This window comes from Metallosphaera javensis (ex Hofmann et al. 2022) (genome assembly GCF_022064045.1).
GTDB classification, from domain to species: Archaea; Thermoproteota; Thermoprotei_A; order Sulfolobales; family Sulfolobaceae; genus Metallosphaera; species Metallosphaera javensis.
On sequence record NZ_JAKNCW010000004.1, the window covers coordinates 1 to 18,957 of the forward strand.

The 18,957-nt window shown below is 46.3% G+C and carries 17 protein-coding genes and 2 pseudogenes; 6 read left to right on the top strand and 13 right to left on the bottom strand.

The annotated features are described in order from the left end of the window. Together L3N51_RS04065 and L3N51_RS04070 are read right to left on the bottom strand one after the other, a co-directional pair. A pseudogene (locus L3N51_RS04065) lies at positions 1-581 on the bottom strand (ISNCY family transposase); the annotation flags it as partial. Between the two features lie 76 nt (positions 582-657). Continuing rightward, positions 658-1,611: pseudogene (locus L3N51_RS04070) on the bottom strand (SLC13 family permease); the annotation flags it as partial. A gap of 57 nt (positions 1,612-1,668) precedes the next feature. Here L3N51_RS04070 and L3N51_RS04075 point away from each other — a divergent pair. Next, entirely contained in the window at positions 1,669-2,781 is a 1,113-nt protein-coding gene (locus L3N51_RS04075; RefSeq protein WP_255776125.1) for an MFS transporter, read from the top strand. On the opposite strand, the gene L3N51_RS04080 is transcribed toward L3N51_RS04075, so the two are convergent. From L3N51_RS04080 to L3N51_RS04100, 5 genes are read right to left on the bottom strand one after another with little or no spacing between them, the layout of a single operon-like run. Continuing rightward, entirely contained in the window at positions 2,758-3,654 is an 897-nt protein-coding gene (locus L3N51_RS04080; RefSeq protein ID WP_238025868.1) for an acyl-CoA thioesterase, read from the bottom strand. The two genes, L3N51_RS04075 and L3N51_RS04080, sit on opposite strands and share 24 nt — an antisense overlap. A 25-nt stretch (positions 3,655-3,679) precedes the next feature. Beyond that, on the bottom strand, positions 3,680-4,075 hold the full coding sequence (locus tag L3N51_RS04085; protein WP_238025655.1) for a hypothetical protein: 396 nt from the start codon (positions 4,073-4,075) through the stop codon (positions 3,680-3,682). 9 nt (positions 4,076-4,084) lie between these two features. Continuing rightward, a complete protein-coding gene (locus tag L3N51_RS04090; protein WP_238025869.1) occupies positions 4,085-5,860 on the bottom strand; it encodes an ATP-binding protein in 1,776 nt (591 codons plus the stop codon). A 20-nt stretch (positions 5,861-5,880) separates the two neighbouring features. After that, positions 5,881-6,975, bottom strand: a complete 1,095-nt coding sequence (locus L3N51_RS04095; RefSeq protein ID WP_238025656.1) for a DNA double-strand break repair nuclease NurA — start codon at positions 6,973-6,975, stop codon at positions 5,881-5,883. Between the two features lie 46 nt (positions 6,976-7,021). Further along, positions 7,022-8,326, bottom strand: a complete 1,305-nt coding sequence (locus tag L3N51_RS04100; RefSeq protein WP_238025657.1) for an FAD-dependent oxidoreductase — start codon at positions 8,324-8,326, stop codon at positions 7,022-7,024. A 52-nt stretch (positions 8,327-8,378) separates the two neighbouring features. Here L3N51_RS04100 and L3N51_RS04105 point away from each other — a divergent pair, with 52 nt between their 5' ends. Genes L3N51_RS04105 through cysS form a run of 3 tightly spaced genes read left to right on the top strand, consistent with a single transcriptional unit; the run spans position 8,379 to position 11,157 of the window. Beyond that, positions 8,379-8,816, top strand: coding sequence for a hypothetical protein (locus tag L3N51_RS04105; RefSeq protein ID WP_238025658.1), 438 nt, complete (start codon positions 8,379-8,381; stop codon positions 8,814-8,816). Continuing rightward, the gene (locus tag L3N51_RS04110) at positions 8,809-9,750 is read left to right on the top strand and encodes an SIS domain-containing protein (RefSeq protein ID WP_238025659.1); all 942 of its coding nucleotides are present in this window, start codon (positions 8,809-8,811) and stop codon (positions 9,748-9,750) included. The genes L3N51_RS04105 and L3N51_RS04110 overlap by 8 nt, the downstream gene beginning before the upstream one ends. A 6-nt stretch (positions 9,751-9,756) precedes the next feature. After that, positions 9,757-11,157: a cysteine--tRNA ligase gene (gene cysS, locus L3N51_RS04115; RefSeq protein WP_238025660.1), complete on the top strand. Its 1,401-nt coding sequence runs from the start codon at positions 9,757-9,759 to the stop codon at positions 11,155-11,157. Here cysS and L3N51_RS04120 read toward each other — a convergent pair. Beyond that, complete coding sequence (locus tag L3N51_RS04120) at positions 11,138-11,563, bottom strand: NUDIX hydrolase (RefSeq protein ID WP_238025661.1); 426 nt, start codon at positions 11,561-11,563, stop codon at positions 11,138-11,140. The genes cysS and L3N51_RS04120 overlap by 20 nt on opposite strands. Before the next feature lie 50 nt (positions 11,564-11,613). On the opposite strand from L3N51_RS04120, the gene L3N51_RS04125 reads away from it, so the two are divergent. Then, positions 11,614-12,879: a hypothetical protein gene (locus L3N51_RS04125; RefSeq protein WP_238025662.1), complete on the top strand. Its 1,266-nt coding sequence runs from the start codon at positions 11,614-11,616 to the stop codon at positions 12,877-12,879. Positions 12,880-12,949: 70 nt separating this feature from the next. Next, positions 12,950-14,215, top strand: coding sequence for a Glu/Leu/Phe/Val family dehydrogenase (locus L3N51_RS04130; RefSeq protein WP_238025663.1), 1,266 nt, complete (start codon positions 12,950-12,952; stop codon positions 14,213-14,215). On the opposite strand, the gene L3N51_RS04135 is transcribed toward L3N51_RS04130, so the two are convergent. From L3N51_RS04135 to L3N51_RS04155, 5 genes are all read right to left on the bottom strand, one after another. After that, positions 14,199-14,477 carry a TIGR00304 family membrane protein gene (locus tag L3N51_RS04135; RefSeq protein ID WP_238025664.1) on the bottom strand — a complete coding sequence of 93 codons (279 nt, stop codon included), beginning with the start codon at positions 14,475-14,477 and terminating at the stop codon, positions 14,199-14,201. The two genes, L3N51_RS04130 and L3N51_RS04135, sit on opposite strands and share 17 nt — an antisense overlap. A gap of 6 nt (positions 14,478-14,483) precedes the next feature. Next, the gene (locus L3N51_RS04140) at positions 14,484-15,968 is read right to left on the bottom strand and encodes an ATP-dependent nuclease (protein ID WP_238025870.1); all 1,485 of its coding nucleotides are present in this window, start codon (positions 15,966-15,968) and stop codon (positions 14,484-14,486) included. A gap of 108 nt (positions 15,969-16,076) precedes the next feature. Continuing rightward, positions 16,077-16,856, bottom strand: a complete 780-nt coding sequence (locus L3N51_RS04145) for an SDR family oxidoreductase (protein WP_238025665.1) — start codon at positions 16,854-16,856, stop codon at positions 16,077-16,079. Further along, positions 16,834-17,469, bottom strand: coding sequence for a type-4 uracil-DNA glycosylase (gene udg, locus L3N51_RS04150; protein WP_238025666.1), 636 nt, complete (start codon positions 17,467-17,469; stop codon positions 16,834-16,836). Before udg ends, L3N51_RS04145 begins: the two co-directional genes overlap by 23 nt. Then, positions 17,447-18,955 (bottom strand): MFS transporter, encoded by a 1,509-nt coding sequence (locus L3N51_RS04155; RefSeq protein WP_238025667.1) that lies wholly within the window; start codon positions 18,953-18,955, stop codon positions 17,447-17,449. The genes udg and L3N51_RS04155 overlap by 23 nt, the downstream gene beginning before the upstream one ends. Between the last annotated feature and the right edge of the window lie 2 nt (positions 18,956-18,957).

Sequence of the window (18,957 nt, forward strand, 5' to 3'; positions counted from 1 at the left end):
AAGGTTATGACCTGTACGTTGAGCTCCCTCCTCAACCTGTCCAGGACCTGGAGGGTCATGTCCACCTTCGTGGAGAAGTTCAGGTCCTGTCCCACGGCCTTGGCAAGCTCTGCCACCTTCCTGGCCACGTATGCGTCTATGTGGACCAGGTACACCTCGCCCGTTACCAGGTCCCTCACGGTGACCACGAGGAGCTGGATCGCGGGGATGAAGGTCCCCTTCACCCTGGAGTAGAAGAACATGGCCAGGTTCCTGGACACGGGCATGGCCCTGGCGTAGGCCTTCTCGTCGAAGGTATCGTCCACCGCCACCTGCACTGGATGATCTCCAACCAGGAGCTTCACAGGTGGGAGCAGGTCAACGTCAGCCAGCTCGTCAAGCTTGCCCAGCACGCTCTCGTAGTCGAAACCCACGGCCTCAGCCCTACCCGCCAGACTTCCCCTCTCCGCGATCACGGCAAGGAGCAGCTTCCTCACAACGTCAGCCCTGAACTTCCTTAGCGCATCCCTCAGCGCGTTCAGGTAATCCCTCCTCCACCTTAGCGCCTCCTTCAGTTTCCTCAGCCACTTACCCCTTCTCATTATTCAAAACGCGTATTACCCTGGTAAAAAACTTTTCAAGGGCCGAGGCACTGACGTCAAGTTCAGGGAAATGCTACAATTGGCTTACTAGGACGCTCACAAGCATGATGGCTAAAATTGAGGATGGGGACGGAAGGTAGTGAACTATCGCATCAAGCACTCCGCCCTTAATCATGCCCTCCGTAAATATGAACAACCCTATGAAAAAGAGGATGGTAGACCAATCCATTCTTCTGATGATCTCTCTTCTTCTCTTCGAGACTAGGATGAGGATTGAGGAAGTGGTCAGGGAACCAAGGACAATATCTATTCCAATGAAGCTAAGCGAGAAGAATAGTACAACTGTTATGGCCAAGAGAGTCAAAGAGAGATATGCAGTGAGAGGGTCCTCCACTCTCTCCTGAGAGATTGTAATCTCACCATTTCCCCTTAACTCTCTCCTGAACAGGAGAAGCAGGATGGGGTATGAGATGACTAGGTTGATCATTGTTGGTAGCACTAGGAACATGGCGAACTCGATGAAGGGGTCCTTCAGCCCCGCATCCAGGGCTATTAGAAGGTTCTGCGGATTTCCCGTAGGAAGCATAACGCTTCCTATTGTAACTCCGAAAGCCAGTGCATACAGGAAGGGCTTCTCGTCCACGCCAAGCTTTTTACTGCTTTCTAGGATAACAGGAGTCCAGCTGGCCGAGACTCCATCATTTGTGACTAGATTGGAGAGCAACCCTGAGAAGAGTAATACGCCGAAAAGCGTTTTGGAGGGCGTCCTGAGCTTGTTCACAATGTAAAATCCTAGATACTTTAGGAAGCCTGAGACCTCTAGGGCAGAGGCAAAGGTGAACAGGGTAATCAAGAAAAGTATCACGTCAAGGTTAATTGACGCAAACGCTTCATGGGGTGTGATTACGCCTGTTATAATCATCATCACTCCCCCAAAGAACATGGATGCCCAAGGCGGTATTCCTGAAATTCCCCTGGTGACAATGAGGGCGTAGGTCACTATTACAACCACAAAAGCCAATAGATTCATAGCAGTAAAGATAAGGAATCTGATTTAAAGGGCTTCCATTCAAGATAAGGGTTCTTAATGAGAAGGTTTCTTTCGCAGCCATTGCTTATAACCGCGACAACATATATGGGAATATGGTACCCGGTAACTCTGTATTCTCATACTAGGTCCATCTTTCTGCTGGGATTGGCCACAACCCTGTATAACCTGAGCAATGCTGTAGGTTCTTATTTCTGGGGTGACCTGCTGGACAGGACAGGGAGAAGATTGGAGTACGGAATTTCCTTGCCCGTGTTATTATCAATATCCGCGCTTCTGCTGGGAGGAAAGCTTGAGGAGAGTTTAGTTGGATACACCCTTTCGGGATTCGCATCTGCGTTAAACTCACCCCTTTACTCTCTCCTCCTTCTAGAAAACTACAGTTTTGAGGAGATCCCAAAGATGAATTCTAGGCTATCCCAGCTTACGTTAGTGGGTAATGCCCTGGGAAGCGTTTCGGCCATTGTGGTGAGCTCATACCTTTTCCCATTCCTCCTGTGTATGACATCAATCCCTCTTGCTTTCGTGTCCCTAATGGGCACTCACGGGAAGATCAACATTGATAAGCCTTCCAGACTGAAAAGTATCAAGGAATTAACTGGTGCACTTTCATCGTTTATGGCCTTTAACTTCGGCGCTGAAATATTCTTCACGACCTTCGTCCCCTTCAACTACCTTATGGGGAATCCGGAGTCCTTCATATATGTGAGTTATTTTATTTTATATCTTTTAGATGAGGGAATATATTATATTGCTGGGAAAAGGTCCTCAGGAAGAGAAGCGTTCTTAATGTACCTCTCCATCATGGGGAGAGCCCTGTTGGTCTTGGGTATTTCCTTAGTCTTAAGATTAGGGATAAGATCCGGCGGAGTCACAATACCTGTTTTTGTGACCTTCGGTTCCTTTTACCCATTATTTGGAACCTCGTTCTTTTCGTACATGTTCAGAAATCTTAGAAAGAATAGGGGGTCCATTATAGGGGTATTCAACGCAGTTGAGGATATAGCAAATATAGGAGGGAGTGCAGCAGTTAGCTTTCTTGGTAACGACCTAAACTTGGACTATTTAGTTGCGTTCTACTCCTTTGCCCTCTCAGCAGTTACCTTGTATAGTTTCATAACCAGGAGGCTATCTTCCTCGTCTTCTAATTGACTCATTCCACAGCTCAATCTCGTGTGGCGTCTCTGGAACGTATTTGGGCATCTCCTTTTTGTTCCCATGAGGATCTACCCGCACGTATGTGAAGTACGCAGTAGTCACGTGCTTACACTCCTGCGTCGTCTCATCTAATCTGTTCACGTTTATCAGGAGGTCAATGGATGTTTTACCCACATAGGTTATTCCTGCGTTCATTTCCACGATGTCCCCAAGCCTTATTGGGGAGTAGAAGAAGATGTCAGATACTGCAACTGTGACCACTCCGTCTTGGTCAGGTCTGTAGTTCTCAATGCCATTATATCTCAGGGCCAACGTCCCTCCTAAATCATCCATGGCCTTAAGGAGCATTCCAGCAGACATCACCCTCCCATCATAGGTCATGGTTGGACCCACAAAAATGGTGTTACTGAGTCTGAATCTCAGGAAATTGGTGGGATCCTCAGAGCAAAGGGTCTCCCTTTTGTTTCTGATTCTCTGTGCCTTGTTATTCCTTCTCTGTATTGCCAGCTCAATTGACTTTTTCTCCTCTTCGGTTTCTCCCACAACCTTCTCGCCCACGGGAACCGGTCTGAACTCTTGATTTACCTTAACATAAGTTCCGCTTGCTGTAACTATAACCTCGGATCCTCTGGAGGCCTTCATCTCCACCTCCATGGAGGAATTACCCACATATAGAACGCGAGCGTCAACGAAAACTATGTCCCCTAGGTTCGCTCCCCTTTTGAAAAGTACTTGATCCAGGGAGGCTAGAACGGTGAGACCTTTACTCACCTTCATGGATGCCAGCATTCCGGCATCAGCCAGAAACTTCAGCATATCGCCTCCATGAAGTCTCCCCATGAAGTTGGTTTGCTGATAATGTACCATGTTTATGGTTCTAACCACGGTGTCGCTAACTCTTAGCAATCAAGTCTACCTCTGAGGCTAGTAATCCGTAGGAAGGATTACGCCTAGCCTGTGCCTTTAGTATATCCCTTAGCTGGACTAGGAGACTGGAGATATCTGAGATGACCTTCTTAGCCACGTCATCGGGTAGCTGTTCCATGGATATTCTCTTTTCTGAAGAAGAAAGGAATGGGAGGTATTCGTCCTGTGACGTAGTGATAATGGCCAATCCCTTCCTGTCTATCACGTATTCATGTGTTCCTTTCTTCCCCACCGTTATTGCAACGTCATCCGAGGGAGGCAACAGCTTGGTTATCTCAATTAACACCTTGGTGAGATTCTCCTTTGTTCCGCTCAGTCTTAACGTGTTTAAGGACGACTTTAATTGTTCCAATTTATCCATCATGCTCACCTAAGTCCTTGAAAGATCGTAATGACCTATGGGAGGAGGAACCGGAACTCTGACTTTCAATCTACCTTGTTTTAACCACGGCGAAATCATATATGCTACTCCATTCCTTTCCCAGCTTAATATTTTCCCCTCCGACCGTGAAACACCTAGGCTTTCCGCAATGTCCAGTGACGTTCTGAAAACAAACTTGGTATTGGCCAGCTGTACGATTATATCGCTCAGGTCTGACGGGTTATGAGTTGAGAACAGGAAACCAATTCTCCTCCTGCGTCCAAGTCTCATCATTACTGATATCTTTCCTGCGACTCTCCTGACGTAATTGCTGTCCTCCTCTCCTCCCTTATTTGACGGAAAGAACCTGTGGGCTTCATCTATTATTATCAACAGTTTGTTGTTGATCTCACCACTTCTCATTTTACTTTCTCTATACTGGAAAATCCTATCTAGGAAATAGTATGTTAATATTTTCTGAGCGAAGTCGTCCAGCTCCTGATTATAGAGGTCAATTGTCAGTATCCTAGAACTTGAAAGCAGATCTCCCAGGGACGTTCTGGGGGAACGGAGGTCGAAAAGTCCAGTCTCGCGAAGCAGGTAAAGTCCACGAAGTATGTTCTCCCTAGTGCTTTTATGAACCTGTAATTTCTCGAAGTTCTCCTCGTTCATGTTTTCTATGAACTCGTCAAGGCTCTCCACGTCCTTAAGCTGGGCGGTAATTATCTTAAGGAAATGGGATGCCTGCTCGCTAAAGTATGGGTTAAGCTTATGAACTATCCTCCTGTTTTCTCTGAAAGAGAGGTAGAAGGGGTTTATTTCAGCGCTTGATCTCCAGTGATCTGAAGAGAGTTCAATTCTTCTTCCATTAATCTGAACGTCCACTCTTGTCCCCTTTTTCTCTATGTAGTTAATCAGAGGCTTGATGTAGAGATTGTAGTAGGTTTTGGTTATCTCCTCCTCCGTTCTTTCCTGGGTGTATTTCCTGAGCCAGCGGTTGGTCACCGGGAAGATAATGCTGGTATGTATTCCATTCACCGGTCCGTTCAGCTTGTTATAATCCTCAACTCCCCTTCTGACGTGGTCAGAGCTTAGGTCTGGCGGAAGGAAGGAGTGATAATAATCTCCCGTGGCGTCGAAGATAATCACCTGCTCATCCTCCATCCCTGCCAGCGTCGCTATAACGTCCTTAATGAACGATGTCTTGCCAGCCCCTGTGGTGCCTATGACTAGGCTATGGAAGTTCAACTCCTCTGGCGGAATGCTGACCTTTGCCTCAGAGTTAGAGATGTCTAGGAAGCCAAGCCTCAACTTACCACGATTGATCCCCATAGCTCTCTCCACAATCTCAGGGTAGGGGATGATCACGGGCGATTGTGGTTCAGGAATTATATCTGCAGGCACGGGTTCTCCCCTACCCAGGGGGTCAAGCCTAGTGAGCATTTCACACTTGAGTATGACGTTTCCGATGAGGGTTCCCGGATCATCGTCTTCAACCAGTTTAGGGGTGATGTCCGATGAATTGAACAGGGAGGAGGTGATATCGCTCCTCTCATATCCAACGACCTGAAGGAGAATGAACTCAAGGGTCCTGATGTCCACTGTCCCTAGCAGAATTCCCATCCTTCCAAGGTATTCATTGGAGTAGTATGTTTCCGCGTCAACTACAGCGTTTACGTAAAGGCTCTCCTGGTCTATCCTGTTGGGCATGTACTTGGAGATCTTCCCCACCATCTTCCCAAGGCTCACAGCCAAGGCCCTAGCCCTGCTGGTCCTCTCCCTCATACCATTGTAGAGTTCGTCAATCAAGCCCCCAATCCCTCCAGTCTACTGTAGAAACTCGACTGCATACCTCCCCTTGACAGTTGCTGGAGTAACATGTTAAACACCGCATTTGATACCTCCTTGGCAACCTTATCCGCAAAGGCTAGCGGAAGCGGGATCCCGTCAGAGGAGATGTGAGTGGATAGAATGGTTTCAGGAGCGATGGAATCCGTGAGGCTCTCCACCCTCAGTATGGAAAACCTCTCGAGAAATGGGTGGAATGGAATCACAAGATAGTTGGAAAATATTTCCATCTCCTCCTGCTTTCCCTTAAGGGGGCCCACCACAAGGGGTCTAAAGGGAGGTTTGAAGTTCCTCTTAACCAGGTGAACCAGGAAGGCTTCGTCGTTGGAGAAGGAGGTCGGGTTAACCCTGTACTTCATGATCATCCTCTCTCTAACTTTCCCATCTTTCAAGGATTCAATCAGAACAGTGGAATGGTTAACCCTTTTGACTACACCTACAAAATTTTTCTGTAAAACCTCCTTCCTCCTCTGGATAAGCCTTTGAGCTACCTTCCTATTAAGGTACATGAACTTGGGTAAGAGAGGTCCGTCAACCAAAACCAAAGGACTATCCTTCACCTTCTCCAAAGAGGATGTCTCCAAAGAGAATCGGAGCTCGGTCTCCAACCTGGTCAGGTCCTGCTGAAAGGGGTTACCCTCCATCTGAACTCTTGATACGGCTGGATGAAGGAGGAAGTCCTCTATTCTCTCTGGACCGCTAAAGGGAGTTGCAAGGGCAATAAAGGGTTCCTGTAGATCAAGACTCATGCTCGGTTCAAATGAGGGAAACATACCCTTAATCCCCTTTGAACTCGAGATTGCAGAGACAGAGCTGACCGAAATTAATCCCTGGGAAAGGACAAAGCTTCTACTGCTACCATCAACTGCAACAACTTCGCTTGATAGTTTAGGTATTTTTTCCACAATTCTAACCGTGTCATCACAAGGGCTCAGGCTCACATCCTCTACCCGATCCAGAATCTGGTTAAAGGGCGGGCTCTCTAGGTGAAAGATAATGTACTTTGTAACGATACTATTGAGTAAATCGGATAGCCCGCCTCCTGCTTCCATATTACGATATTAACAATTATAGAAATATTTAAATATAATGTATTACTTATGCCTTGAGAAGTTGCCTAGCTGCCACCGTAAGCGGATCCCACACCTGAGATATTGCAGGTAAATAGCCCATTTCTGCAAAGAACATTTCCTCGACAGTAAATCCTTTCATGAGGGCCACGGAGATGGCATCAAGTCTACCCAGAACCTCCTCTCCTCCTACTATTTGCCCACCAAGAATTCTCTTGCTGTTTTCATCCGCAATTAACTTCACGTATATATCCTTAGCACCTGGGTAGTATCTAGCCCTGGTCTTGGATCTGATGGTTGCAGAGACGGGCTTGAATCCTGCATCCCTGGCCTCGCTCTCGTTTAATCCCACCTTTCCTATGAACATGTCATGAAACTTTGTGATCATGTTACCCACTGTGCCCGGAAACTCCGTCTCCTTGCCACCTATGTTGCTCCCGGCCACAAATCCCATCTTATTCGCAACTGGGGCAAAGGGCATCCACACTTCCTTCCCTGATACCACGTGAATGCTTTCAGCAACATCACCTGCAGCGTATACTCCCTTCATGGATGTCTCCATGCGACGATTGGTTTTTATGGCCCCTGTTACCCCTATCTGTAACTTGTCCTTGAACATGCCCACGTTTGGCACCACTCCAAGGGCAAGGACAATTCCATCGACCTGATACTTTCCCTTGTCGGTCTTTATGTAGCCTTCACCTATCTCCTCTGTGCTCTCGTTAAGATGCAACTCCACCTTACCCTGAATTAGCTTAGTCATTACGTCTCCGAGATCATGGTCCAGCATCTTGTTGAGAATGTAAGGGCCCCTGTGAATTAGAATAACCCTCTTTCCCACGGAGTCCAGCGCCTCAGCCATTTCCACTCCAAGTATTCCTCCCCCCACCACAGCTATCTTGTTCATGGACCACAGCTGTTCCCTAATCTCAACCGCGTGAGCAGGATGATGTACATAGAAAACTCTCTTCCCTTCAACGCGAGGAAACGTCTTTGGTAGAGCTCCGAGCGTAACAACCAACCAGTCATACTCGAGCGTTTTACCTGAGTCAGTTTTCACCACTCTGGCATCAAGGTCGACTTCGTTGGCCCTTGTGTTCGTTAACACCTCTATTTTCCTCTCGCTCTCGAAGAAAGAGGGAGTATAAGTCATGAAGAGATTCTCGTCGTCGAACAATCCCTCAATAAAGTAGGGTATTCCGCAGGGTGCATGACTTACCATCTTTGTGGCCTCAATCACTGTAATTCTGAGGTCGGGCCTAAGTCTTCTTGCCCTGGAGGCGGCACTCATTCCCGCTGCTCCTCCTCCTAGAACCACTAAACTCTCGGGCATATTCACTCTGATTACGCCAAGACTTTTATGCATAGATGAATAGAGATAAGCCATGAAATCCACAACCAAGATAGGAGAGATTTTAAGTAACTTGGAGAAAACAAGTTTTACAGGCCTCAGTGTGGCGGAACAGGGGATTGTGAGCTTTACTAGGGCTCAGTTGAAGAAGATTATGGAACTTGCAGAGAGATTTGAGAAGGGGATTGAGGCAAAGAATTGGGATGACGCAATAGTTAACTTTCTCAGTTCCGTTCAGAGGGTAAATCTACTTTACGCCTATCTGATGCAACCCTCTGTCTTAAGCTCACTGCTCTCAGGTAAAATCTGGGACATGGTGGAGAGCGTCCTTGAGGGAATGTCTGAACTGATGGGCGAGTTCATTGTCACCCTCAGGAAGAACCTTAAGGATATGAACATGGAGAACATATCCGTCTCTATGAACTCGTCTCCTCCATCGTTCAATATCTCCCTTGTGATGAAAAATGCATAATGTTTTCCTGGACTGGGATAAACTTTTTCGAGATGCGGAGAAAATAGAGGTTCCAGACATCAAGTATGACAATGTGATCTATACGGGAATGGGAGCCAGTTACATTCCGGGTGAGATGGCTAAGATACTCGAGCTTCCCTTTGACTACTCCGTTTATAATGGTGATCCCTCTAGGTTCAGGGCCAAGGGAAAATTCTCCTTACTTGCCTTCAGCAGATCTGGAGATAATATAGAGACGTTACTGGTGACAAGGAGAGCCTTTGAGCTTGGTGCAGACGTTATATGCGTTTCGGCTGGAGGAAAACTGGCGGAACTGTGCAGGGAGAGGGGCGGAAGGCATGTGAACCTGTCCATGCAGGCCAAAATGGCCAACGGACAGGACTACCCATCAAGGGTTTGGTTCCCTCTCCTTTTCACGGCACTCGTTAAGATCCTGAACACAAGGACTGGGGACCAATATAAGGTTTCGGAGCTGACAGAAGGGGTGGAGAGTAACAAAGAGAGGGCTTTGAACCTGGCCAGGAGACTGGTGATGTTAGTTAGGGGTAAGATACCTGTATTCTACGGTTCCCTCTATTTCCCGGTGGCGATAAGGTTTAAACAGGATCTGAACGAAACTGCTAAATACCCTGCCTTCTACGGGCCTATTCCAGAGTCCAACCATAATGACCTAGAGGCCTACGTTAAGGGACAAAATCTTCAGCCCTTCGTGATAGGGGACCAGGATATAGATTACGTGACGCTATCCGTGATTAAGGCCGAACAAATACTTCCCGTGGCTACTACTCCCTTGCGTAACGTGTCATATCTGGTCCTTCTGTCAGGTCTCACATCCCTCCTCCTGGCAGAGGAGGAAGGGTTAACGGAAGAGGAGGCCTTCAGTGACAGCAACCTTAAAATCGCAAGGAAGTTGGCAAACCTAATCCTGAAGTGATGGGGCTTGTTGCAGGTATATAACACCTTGGGGAAGAGGATTCAAAGTTTCGAGCCTAATGAACCTAATACCGTTAAGATGTACGTGTGTGGTCCCACAGTATATGATGAGGTTCACATTGGGCATGGCAGAACCTTTGTTGCCTTCGATGCCATGAGCAGGTATCTTAGGGTGAAGGGATACAACGTAATCAGGGTTCAGAACATAACCGATATTGACGACAAGATAATCAATAGGGCTAGGGACCTGGGCAAGAGCTGGAACGAAGTTTCCGAATATTACTCCAAAACCTATCTGGAACATATTGGTGCCCTCAAGGTTAAGATTGACATGCATCCAAAGGTCACCACCCACATCAACGAGATCATCGATTTCGTTCAGAAGTTAGTTGATAGCGGACACGCATATGTGGCCAACGGGAGCGTTTACTTTGATGTGGATACGTATCCCGGGTATGGAGAGCTGTCCAATGTGAGGAAGGAGGAATGGGATCAGGGAGAGGAGATAGTTAAGGAGAAGAGACATCCCTACGATTTCGCTCTCTGGAAGGCATATAAGCCTGGTGAACCCTACTGGGAGTCACCGTGGGGGAAGGGTAGACCTGGATGGCACATAGAGTGTTCCACTATGTCCACTAGGTATCTAGGAAACAAGATCGACATCCACGGAGGTGGAATGGATCTGGTGTTTCCCCATCACGAGAACGAGAGGGCGCAGACAGAATCGCTCACAGGGTCAACTTGGGTTAAATACTGGATGCATGTGGCCTTTCTCACGATCAAAAAGGAAAAGATGTCCAAGTCCAAGGGAAACATTGTTCCGTTGAAGGAGGCGTTAAGCAAGTATGGGCCATCCACGCTCAGGTACTGGTTCCTCTCCTCACAGTATAGAAACCCCATAGAGTATAGTGAGGAGATCTTGGAACAAAGTTCGAGGTCGTTACAAAGACTAAAGGACGCCATATCCATACTCAGGAAGATAATTCAGAAGGGACCGATCCATTATGCCAAGGAGGAAGACGTGAAGGTACAGGAACAGGTCATAGGGACCATTTCCAGGTTTGATGAACACATGGAGAACGACTTTGATACGTCCAATGCATTAACAGCAATACACGAGTTAGCATCAATAGTGTTCTCAAAGCTACAGTATAGTGAGGACGTATTTGGGGCATTAATAGCGTTGGATGGGTTCAGGAAATTCAACGAAGTGTTTGCGGTGATGGATGAGGAATTTTCAGCTGAGCTTGACAGGCTGGCCAAGGTAATTGATGCAGTGATAGAGGTTAGAAACTATCTCAGGAAAAAGCAGATGTATGACCTCTCGGATCAGATTAGGGATATACTCTCCAGGAGCGGTATCAAGATACTGGATTCCAAGGAGGGTTCTACCTGGAGATTTCAGTGATCAGGTAAGGCATTTTCTCCCCCTTCCAGAACCTCTCCAACATTTCAAGGGTTGTGGAACTCACGTTGAGCTTTCTTATTTCCTCCAGCGAGAAGTATCTCGCATCTCCCGCATCTGAAGAGGCCTTGAGTTCCCCTCCCCTAACTTCACAGATGAAATCGAGGATGACGTAATGGTAACCCTCCCTGAACACCTCAACCACGGCCATGAGCACTCTGGGTTCTACCTGCAATCCAGTTTCCTCAGCCGTTTCCCTGATAACAGCATCCCTTATTGATTCCCCGAACTCCACCTTTCCTCCTGGAATTGCCCACTTATCTTGGTTAGGGGGGTGTAATCTCCTCACCAGTAGTACCTTGTCCAGATTGAAAATCACTGATCCAACTGCAACTAAAGGTCTCTGCATGTTTTTAAGTGGGGATAAAAGTTATTAAAGCAACGCATTGTTCTATACTGATGTCGCAATTGAGGTCCATAATCGCGCTATTAATCGCCCTAACTTTCACCTTTGCCTTGGTTCCGCTCGCCGGTAGCCTCACGTTTTACCCAAACGGAAATCAGGCCATTCCATATCAAGTCCCCACCAAGCTTAGCTATTCGCTCAGCGTTTTCAATATCACTAAAGCTGGGAATATAACGAAGCCCTCCCTCATAGAGAGTGCCTTCGTAAACTACGAAGTTGTTAATCTGAACGGAACATGGGTTAAGGTGGACGTCAGTTCAAATTACACTGCAGTTAAGAACGTTACCTTTGTGGAACCGGGAAGTTACACCGTAAATTATGCCATGAGTCCTCTAAACATGAGCTACCCTTATCTTTACCCGGGTTACATGTCTAATTCCACATCCTACGCCATTGAGTCCAACGTTTCCACGGTTATTTTATCATTCATTAATTCATCTAAAAACAACGTTACGGGACAGGTAACCTACCAGTATTCCGAAATTTTGCCAGAAAGTTTTACATTTTCGGTAATGCCATCAGGTGTTATCCAATCCATCAACAGGACTGTGTCAGGTCTAGAATTTGTCATGAACCTGACAAATTATCAGCTCTCCAACGAGCTTCAGCCCACTAACTTCACAAGTAGTCCTGGTTACGTCTACGTGAACATGACCTACTCCAATTTCTCGGCGACATATCAACCCTCGGGTTACGTAGAATATGTTTACCCTGCACTCCTTCCGGGAAACATTCTTTTGATGCTTCAATATAACATCAATGAACTCAATGCCTTTCCCTTGGGAGGTTTCACCTCACTGAACGATAGGCCTGTAAACTTCGTTATCCAGGTGGGAACCCCAATCACTTTGAACACAAACTTCATCAATAACGTGAACGGTTCATTGACGTGGAACTCGCTCAAGCTGTCTTACGTCGGCAATGTTACCAAAACTGTTCAGGGTACAACATACAACTTGGAGGAATTCACTTCTAAGGTGACAAGAGGAAACATCACCTTTGCCACAGCCACAGTTTATGCGTTAAAGAATATGGTCGTGGAAGTGAACTATAATCAAACATTTCCTTCATTCTCTAGCTATAAACTGGAGTTCATTAATGGCTCCTACATAAATCCCAGCCTTCATTTCCCTTACCTTACTGGATATCAGAATACCACCCTACCCTACAAGGCTATTAACCCTTCAGAGTCCTTTACAATAGCCGTCGTGGTCACCTTAATTGTTATTGCAATTCTTGTAATTCTACATAGGAGATAGAGGTTAGGCATAAGTAATTAAAGCACGGCAGGGGAAAAATTTTTTAATAATACATCATGATTAATTATTAATGACTTCGGTAGAAGAAGTTTTAACTTCGAATTTATACACACAACAGACTAAAAAATTATATAAGATAGGGGAAATCCTAGGACTGCATGAGGACCAACTCACGGCCCTATCCACTCCTGAAAGGGTAATTCAGGTCAAGATTCAAATCAAGGGAAGGGACGGGACCATAAAGACGTTCACAGGGTGGAGATCACAGCATAACAGTGCATTGGGTCCATATAAGGGAGGAGTAAGATTCCATCCCAATGTTACTCAAGATGAAGTCATAGCACTTTCAATGATAATGACTTGGAAGAACTCCCTCCTTCAGCTTCCCTATGGTGGAGGTAAAGCTGGAGTAAGGGTAGATCCCAAGTCACTAAGCAAAGAGGAACTGGAACAACTATCTAGGAACTTCATTGATGCAATCTACAAGTACATAGGGAGTGATATAGATGTACCTGCCCCAGACGTTAACACCGATTCTCAGATTATGTCTTGGTTCCTTGATGAGTACACTAAAATCTCAGGTAAGATAGATCCAGCCACTTTCACAGGTAAGCCCATAGATTTGGGAGGACTTGCTGTCAGGGAGTTCAGTACTGGGTTAGGCGTTGTTCATACGGCTAAATTAGCTGCGGAGAAATTCTTGGGTGGTCTCGAGGGAAGAAAGGTTATAATTCAAGGATTCGGCAACCTGGGAAGCTTCGCCGCTAAGTTCTTTGAGGAGAATGGAGCCATAGTGATAGGAGTTAGTGACTCGAAAGGTGGTGTAATAGACCCTAACGGACTCAGCTATTCGAAGCTGGAAGAGGTGAAAAAGAGCACTGGATCAGTGGTGAACTATCCATCCGGTAAGAAAGTTAGCAATGATGAATTGCTTATCACCGAAACTGACATACTGGTCCCTGCAGCCCTTGAGAACGTGATTCATAAATACAATGCGCCCAAAATAAAGGCTAAATTAATCGTTGAAGGCGCAAACGGGCCCTTAACAGCTGACGCGGATGCAATTCTCAAGGATAGGGGTATCCCGGTGGTTCCCGATATCCTAGCCAACTCAGGCGGAGTGGTTGGAAGTTATGTGGAATGGGCAAACAATAGAATGGGTGAGATAATAAACGAGGAGGATGCAAAGAAGTTGATCCTGGGCAGAATGGAAAAGGCATTCAATGAGGTATATAACAAGTACAACTCGCTAGGTGATCAGGACCTGAGGACAGCCGCTATGGTAGTAGCGGTGGAGAGGGTAGTAAGGGCAATGAAGGTTAGAGGCCTAATATAAAGGGGAGTACAAACAGCACAACGAGAATTACCGTTATTACCAATGCGACTATAAGCATCCACTTCTCAATTTTTTTAGAAGTCCCAAAAATTATGGGTATAGGACCTATAAATATTACACCACCTGCCTCAGCTTTTCTCTGCTCCTCACTTGATTCTTCTCCTTGCTGTTTCACCGCCCTTACCATCGTCAGGACAACGTCAGCAAAGACTAGGATGAACCCCAGGAATATTAGTAGAAAGGCAAGGGAAACCAGATTCATGAATTACTAAATGACCTGAGCGGTTTTAATCTTATTTACAAGGATTTCCATTTCCTTGGGGATCTCAATGGAATCTATTCTAGATATAATATCGCCTATGGACGATCTCATGCTACCATAATCGAGTCCCCTTCTCTTGAGGACGTTCATCAACCATCTCGCGTTGTCCTCCCTGGAGAGATCCCTCATCTCTTTCTCGTCGGGATAAATCCCTATTCTCTTGAGGGCCTCCAACATTCCGCTCTTGCTGTAAAATGACTCCACTTCCCTACTTAGAGGTAGACAAAGATCCTTCAATTCTAGGTCTATCTTATCACAAAGGCCCAAGAACAGCATGTCTAGTTTAAGCATGTTCCTCAGTTTGAGCCATGTCTGCAATTCAAGTTCGTTCCTCACAGTGTAGATAACGATGCCATTATACTCTGGGTTTACATTCAATTTTCTTAGCCAGTTCAATATCACATTGGGTTCCGCCATCTCACTTGTCACAATTATAGTCTTGTTGAAGAGGAGGTCACTTATGTTGACATTAAGTAGCGAGAATGCAGACTTCACATCCTCGGTTGGCTGAAAGTTCACGGCCTTAGACGCGGTTTGACCTCTCCTCAACACGATGAAACTATCCACATCGGAGGACACAATGAAGGGAGAATGTGTGGTCATAAATACCTGCAGAACATCGCTTTCAGTCCATGATTTGAGCAATTTGGCCATTTTAAACTGCATTATGGGATGCATGTTAACCTCAGGCTCCTCTATCAGGAGGATCTTGTTCCCGCTTAGCCATATTACGAAAAGTATGAGAATGATTCTCTGGAAACCGCTTGCTGCCAGGTCTATATAGATTGGCAGGTTGTACACGTTGAGGACAAGTTTCTTTGAGTCCCAGATCTCAATTCCCTTAACCTCTGGAATGGTGTTGCTCACCAGATTGGCGAAATCGTACCAATACTTTCTAAGGCTGATGGGCGACCTGTTTAGGCCTATGATCCTGTTGAGCACATCATCGAAATAATTTTGATCGAAAATGGGAACATACTCCACCTGACTTGAAGCATAGTCCAACAACTTCTTGGCTTGATCAATCTCATCCTTGGAGGGTACAGATCCATTTATCCTTATTAGGTCTAGGTCCCACTCAAGATATCCGTTTATATATCTCAACTTGTTTACCAGGTCAATGTTCATGGCCATGCTCTTTCCCACAACTTTCTCAACTTCCTTCTCACCAAACTGCAACCTGCCTCCAAGAAGAATGGGCTTGCTTGTGTCGTAACTGTTCCACATTAGCAGATACTCTTGGTTCTTATCCTCTATGGATCTCTTCTCCAAGCCCGCTGATAGATTCTTGATGTAAAGATAGATGGCAGTTAACAGGTTAGTCTTCCCATATCCATTGAAACCTACAATTACGTTGAAGCCTCCAACGTCTCTCAATTCCACTGACTCCAAACTCCTGAAATTATTAGCGTAGAATTCGGCTAGCCTCAACAGTATCACTAGAGAGTATTACTCCTTAGATTGATATAACCATTGGGCCCTTATTAGCCGTGTTTTTCCGAGATAGAGAAAAAAGGGAGTATTATCAGCCGAATGCCTTTAAAGGGTTGCCCTGATCAGTCCACCGTCCACGGGGATAAGGGCTCCAGTAACGTAGGTGGAGAGGGAGGAACTTAGGAAGAGAATAACGTTGGCAACTTCCTCCGGAAGACCAATCCTATTCAGGGGAACTTCCTTTACTATCTCGGATATTACCTGTTCCTCGGTCTTTCCCTCTCTCGTAGCCCTATCCCTGGCCAACTGGTTCACTCTCTCGGTTAGAGTCCATCCAGGCATCACTCCGTTAACAAGTATACCCTTAGGGCCAAGTTCTCTGGAGGCCGACTTGATCAGTCCTGCAAGTGAAAGTCTAACCACGTTGGATAGGTCCAGGTTGTCAATCGGTTGCTTCAGGGTCATTGAGGTGGAGAGAATGATTCTTCCACCAGGCTTCATGTACTTGGCTGATTCCCTGGTGACCACAACAGCGCTCATTAGGAGTAAATTGAATGCGTCCAACCAGTCCTTGTCGCTTAACTCTTGGAGGTTTCCGGGTTTTGGACTTCCGGTAACGTAGACTGTCACATCTAAGCCATTCATAATGTCATGAGCAGACTTCACTAACTCCTTAGCCTCCTCAGCCTTTGTCAGATCTGCTTGTACCATGTAAACTTGTCCAAGACTCCTTAACTTTTCATAAGCTACCTTCAAAGACTCAAGGTTATGAGAAGAGACGGTGACAGTGGCTCCCTCCTCCAGAAATCTCTTCGCGGTAGCAAATCCAATTCCCTTACTTGAGGCTGTTACGAGAACCCTTTTACCCTTTATTCCCAGATCCATCTAGATCCAGGAATTTATCGAGAGTTATGGCTTTTGAACCTGTTGTGACTAGTCTCGAGAGTTTTTGAAAATCCTCCTCCAGATCGCGCCTCAGTGGAGGATTGTAGAGTGCAGCAGCGGGATGATAGGTGGGGAATATTATGACAACACCGAATCCTAGATCCATGTTGAAAGGTTTTCCGTGACAACGCGAAATGGGAGTTAGGGGAACTCCTGCCAAGGTCTGCAAAAATCCCGTGGAGTGCCTTCCAAGGGTGACAATAACCTTAGGTTTAATCAACTTTATCTGCGCAACGAGGTATGGGGAGCAGGCCTCAATTTCCTCCTTCTCAGGATCCCTGTTGTTAGGTGGTCTGCATTTTACCACGTTAGTTATATAGACCTGTGACCGGTCTCTACCCAAGTATTTTCTTATTAAATCGTTGAGTAGCTGCCCGGCCGAACCCACGAAGGGCCGACCGGTTTCATCCTCCCTAGCCCCTGGAGCTTCTCCAACAAAAACCACGTCGCTTGATGGGTTCCCCTCACCAGGAACCGCATGGGTTCTAGTTCCAGAAAGGGAGCATTTATGGCAATTGATAACTTGATTATCAATGTCCTGCAACGAACTCATTTCTTTCCTTCATTACATTCCCAATTTTTATGTCCTTGGTCATGAAGGATATACCAGTCATGACCACCGCCAGAAGGGTTGCCAGCAAATAGATGAGACTGAAGGCCTGGTCAGAGGGAATGACCACGGGATAATAAACAGTGGTTCCTCCCATTGGTATGATCTCCACGATACTACTTTGATATGTCCCCATAATTGCTCCGGCTACCGAAGGCCCTATAGTTCCGCCCACCAGCCTGAACACGGTGTTAATTGAAGTTGCCGTACCCATGACTTGCCTTTCCACGGAGAAGGTAAGCAAGTTAACAAGACTTACATTTAGAAGTGTGGCGCCCAACATTGCCAAGGTAGCGAAAGTAATCACTAGGTTGATTGATTGAGACCCTCCTGAAGAGGTAAGGAGAGATAGAACAAGATAAACGGGGATGAGTGCAGTTGAGCCCACTATCATGACCTTTCTTGGACCGCTTCTGGATATAGCCTTTCCAGCTAGGGGACCTCCTATCAATTGAATAAGTGCCGTTGGTAGCAGGGCCAGTCCTGTAGCCTGTATATCCAGGCCAAATCCCACTGGATTCGGTTCCTCAAACAGGTAAGTTAAGGTCTGGGAGCCCATGAACACGGCAAAGCCTGCCACCACGGCCGCTACGTTGGCCACAAGAACGTTCCTTCTCTTCAATAGCTTTACAGATATTAGAGGAAAAGGAGTGATACTCTGAAAGTAAATGAAGGTTGCAAAGGTAATAGCGGAGAGAAGTAGCGTCCCTATGGTAAGGGGAGATGACCATCCCCAAGTTGGTGCCTCACTGAAACCTAGGATCAGGGAAGCTAACGAAATTGACAGGATCCCCGCACCAACAAAGTCTATCCTTGTATTCGGATTCTTGAACTTGGATTCCCTGATTTGCGTGGATGTAAGTATTGCCATTAGGGCCACGAATGGGATAACCGTGTGATATGTGTACTGCCATCCAAAGTTTTGTGAGATATAAGCGCCTATGGGGAGAGCTATTGCAGAACCTGCTCCGAACATTGCACTAACTATTCCCTGTGCGGTGGGAACTAGCTTGGGCGGAAACTCCTCCCTGATTAAGCTGAACGCCAAGGGAAACATGGCGAGCCCCAACCCCTGAATAGCCCTCGCAAATATCAAGAAGTCGAAGTTTGGCGCGAATCCTGTCAAGGTAACACCAACTGCATAGATCCAGATAATTATGGTGAGAACTCTTTTCTTCCCAAACATGTCCCCCAGTTTTCCAGCAATCGGATTCATTACAGATCCGGTTAGGAGATACACTGTCAAGACCCAGCTAACCTGGGCTGCGTTAACTCCAAAATCATCCTCTATCTTCACTAGGGAGGGAATGAGCATTCCCTCAGTGTACATTACAACAATTGCAAGAGGGGCCAGAACACTCAAAGCCTTATATGCATACTTCAGATCGTAATCCTTACCTTCACTGGATCTGTCCTTAGGAACTTCCATGG

Coding starts and splice junctions, on each gene's coding strand:
- L3N51_RS04075 (WP_255776125.1), top strand. CDS start 1,669: ATGAGAAGGTTTCTTTCGCAGCCATTGCTTATAACCGCGACAACATAT.
- L3N51_RS04080 (WP_238025868.1), bottom strand. CDS start 3,654: ATGGTACATTATCAGCAAACCAACTTCATGGGGAGACTTCATGGAGGC.
- L3N51_RS04085 (WP_238025655.1), bottom strand. CDS start 4,075: ATGGATAAATTGGAACAATTAAAGTCGTCCTTAAACACGTTAAGACTG.
- L3N51_RS04090 (WP_238025869.1), bottom strand. CDS start 5,860: ATGAGGGAGAGGACCAGCAGGGCTAGGGCCTTGGCTGTGAGCCTTGGG.
- L3N51_RS04095 (WP_238025656.1), bottom strand. CDS start 6,975: ATGGAAGCAGGAGGCGGGCTATCCGATTTACTCAATAGTATCGTTACA.
- L3N51_RS04100 (WP_238025657.1), bottom strand. CDS start 8,326: ATGCCCGAGAGTTTAGTGGTTCTAGGAGGAGGAGCAGCGGGAATGAGT.
- L3N51_RS04105 (WP_238025658.1), top strand. CDS start 8,379: ATGAAATCCACAACCAAGATAGGAGAGATTTTAAGTAACTTGGAGAAA.
- L3N51_RS04110 (WP_238025659.1), top strand. CDS start 8,809: ATGCATAATGTTTTCCTGGACTGGGATAAACTTTTTCGAGATGCGGAG.
- L3N51_RS04120 (WP_238025661.1), bottom strand. CDS start 11,563: ATGCAGAGACCTTTAGTTGCAGTTGGATCAGTGATTTTCAATCTGGAC.
- L3N51_RS04125 (WP_238025662.1), top strand. CDS start 11,614: ATGTCGCAATTGAGGTCCATAATCGCGCTATTAATCGCCCTAACTTTC.
- L3N51_RS04130 (WP_238025663.1), top strand. CDS start 12,950: ATGACTTCGGTAGAAGAAGTTTTAACTTCGAATTTATACACACAACAG.
- L3N51_RS04135 (WP_238025664.1), bottom strand. CDS start 14,477: ATGAATCTGGTTTCCCTTGCCTTTCTACTAATATTCCTGGGGTTCATC.
- L3N51_RS04145 (WP_238025665.1), bottom strand. CDS start 16,856: ATGGATCTGGGAATAAAGGGTAAAAGGGTTCTCGTAACAGCCTCAAGT.
- udg (WP_238025666.1), bottom strand. CDS start 17,469: ATGAGTTCGTTGCAGGACATTGATAATCAAGTTATCAATTGCCATAAA.
- L3N51_RS04155 (WP_238025667.1), bottom strand. CDS start 18,955: ATGGAAGTTCCTAAGGACAGATCCAGTGAAGGTAAGGATTACGATCTG.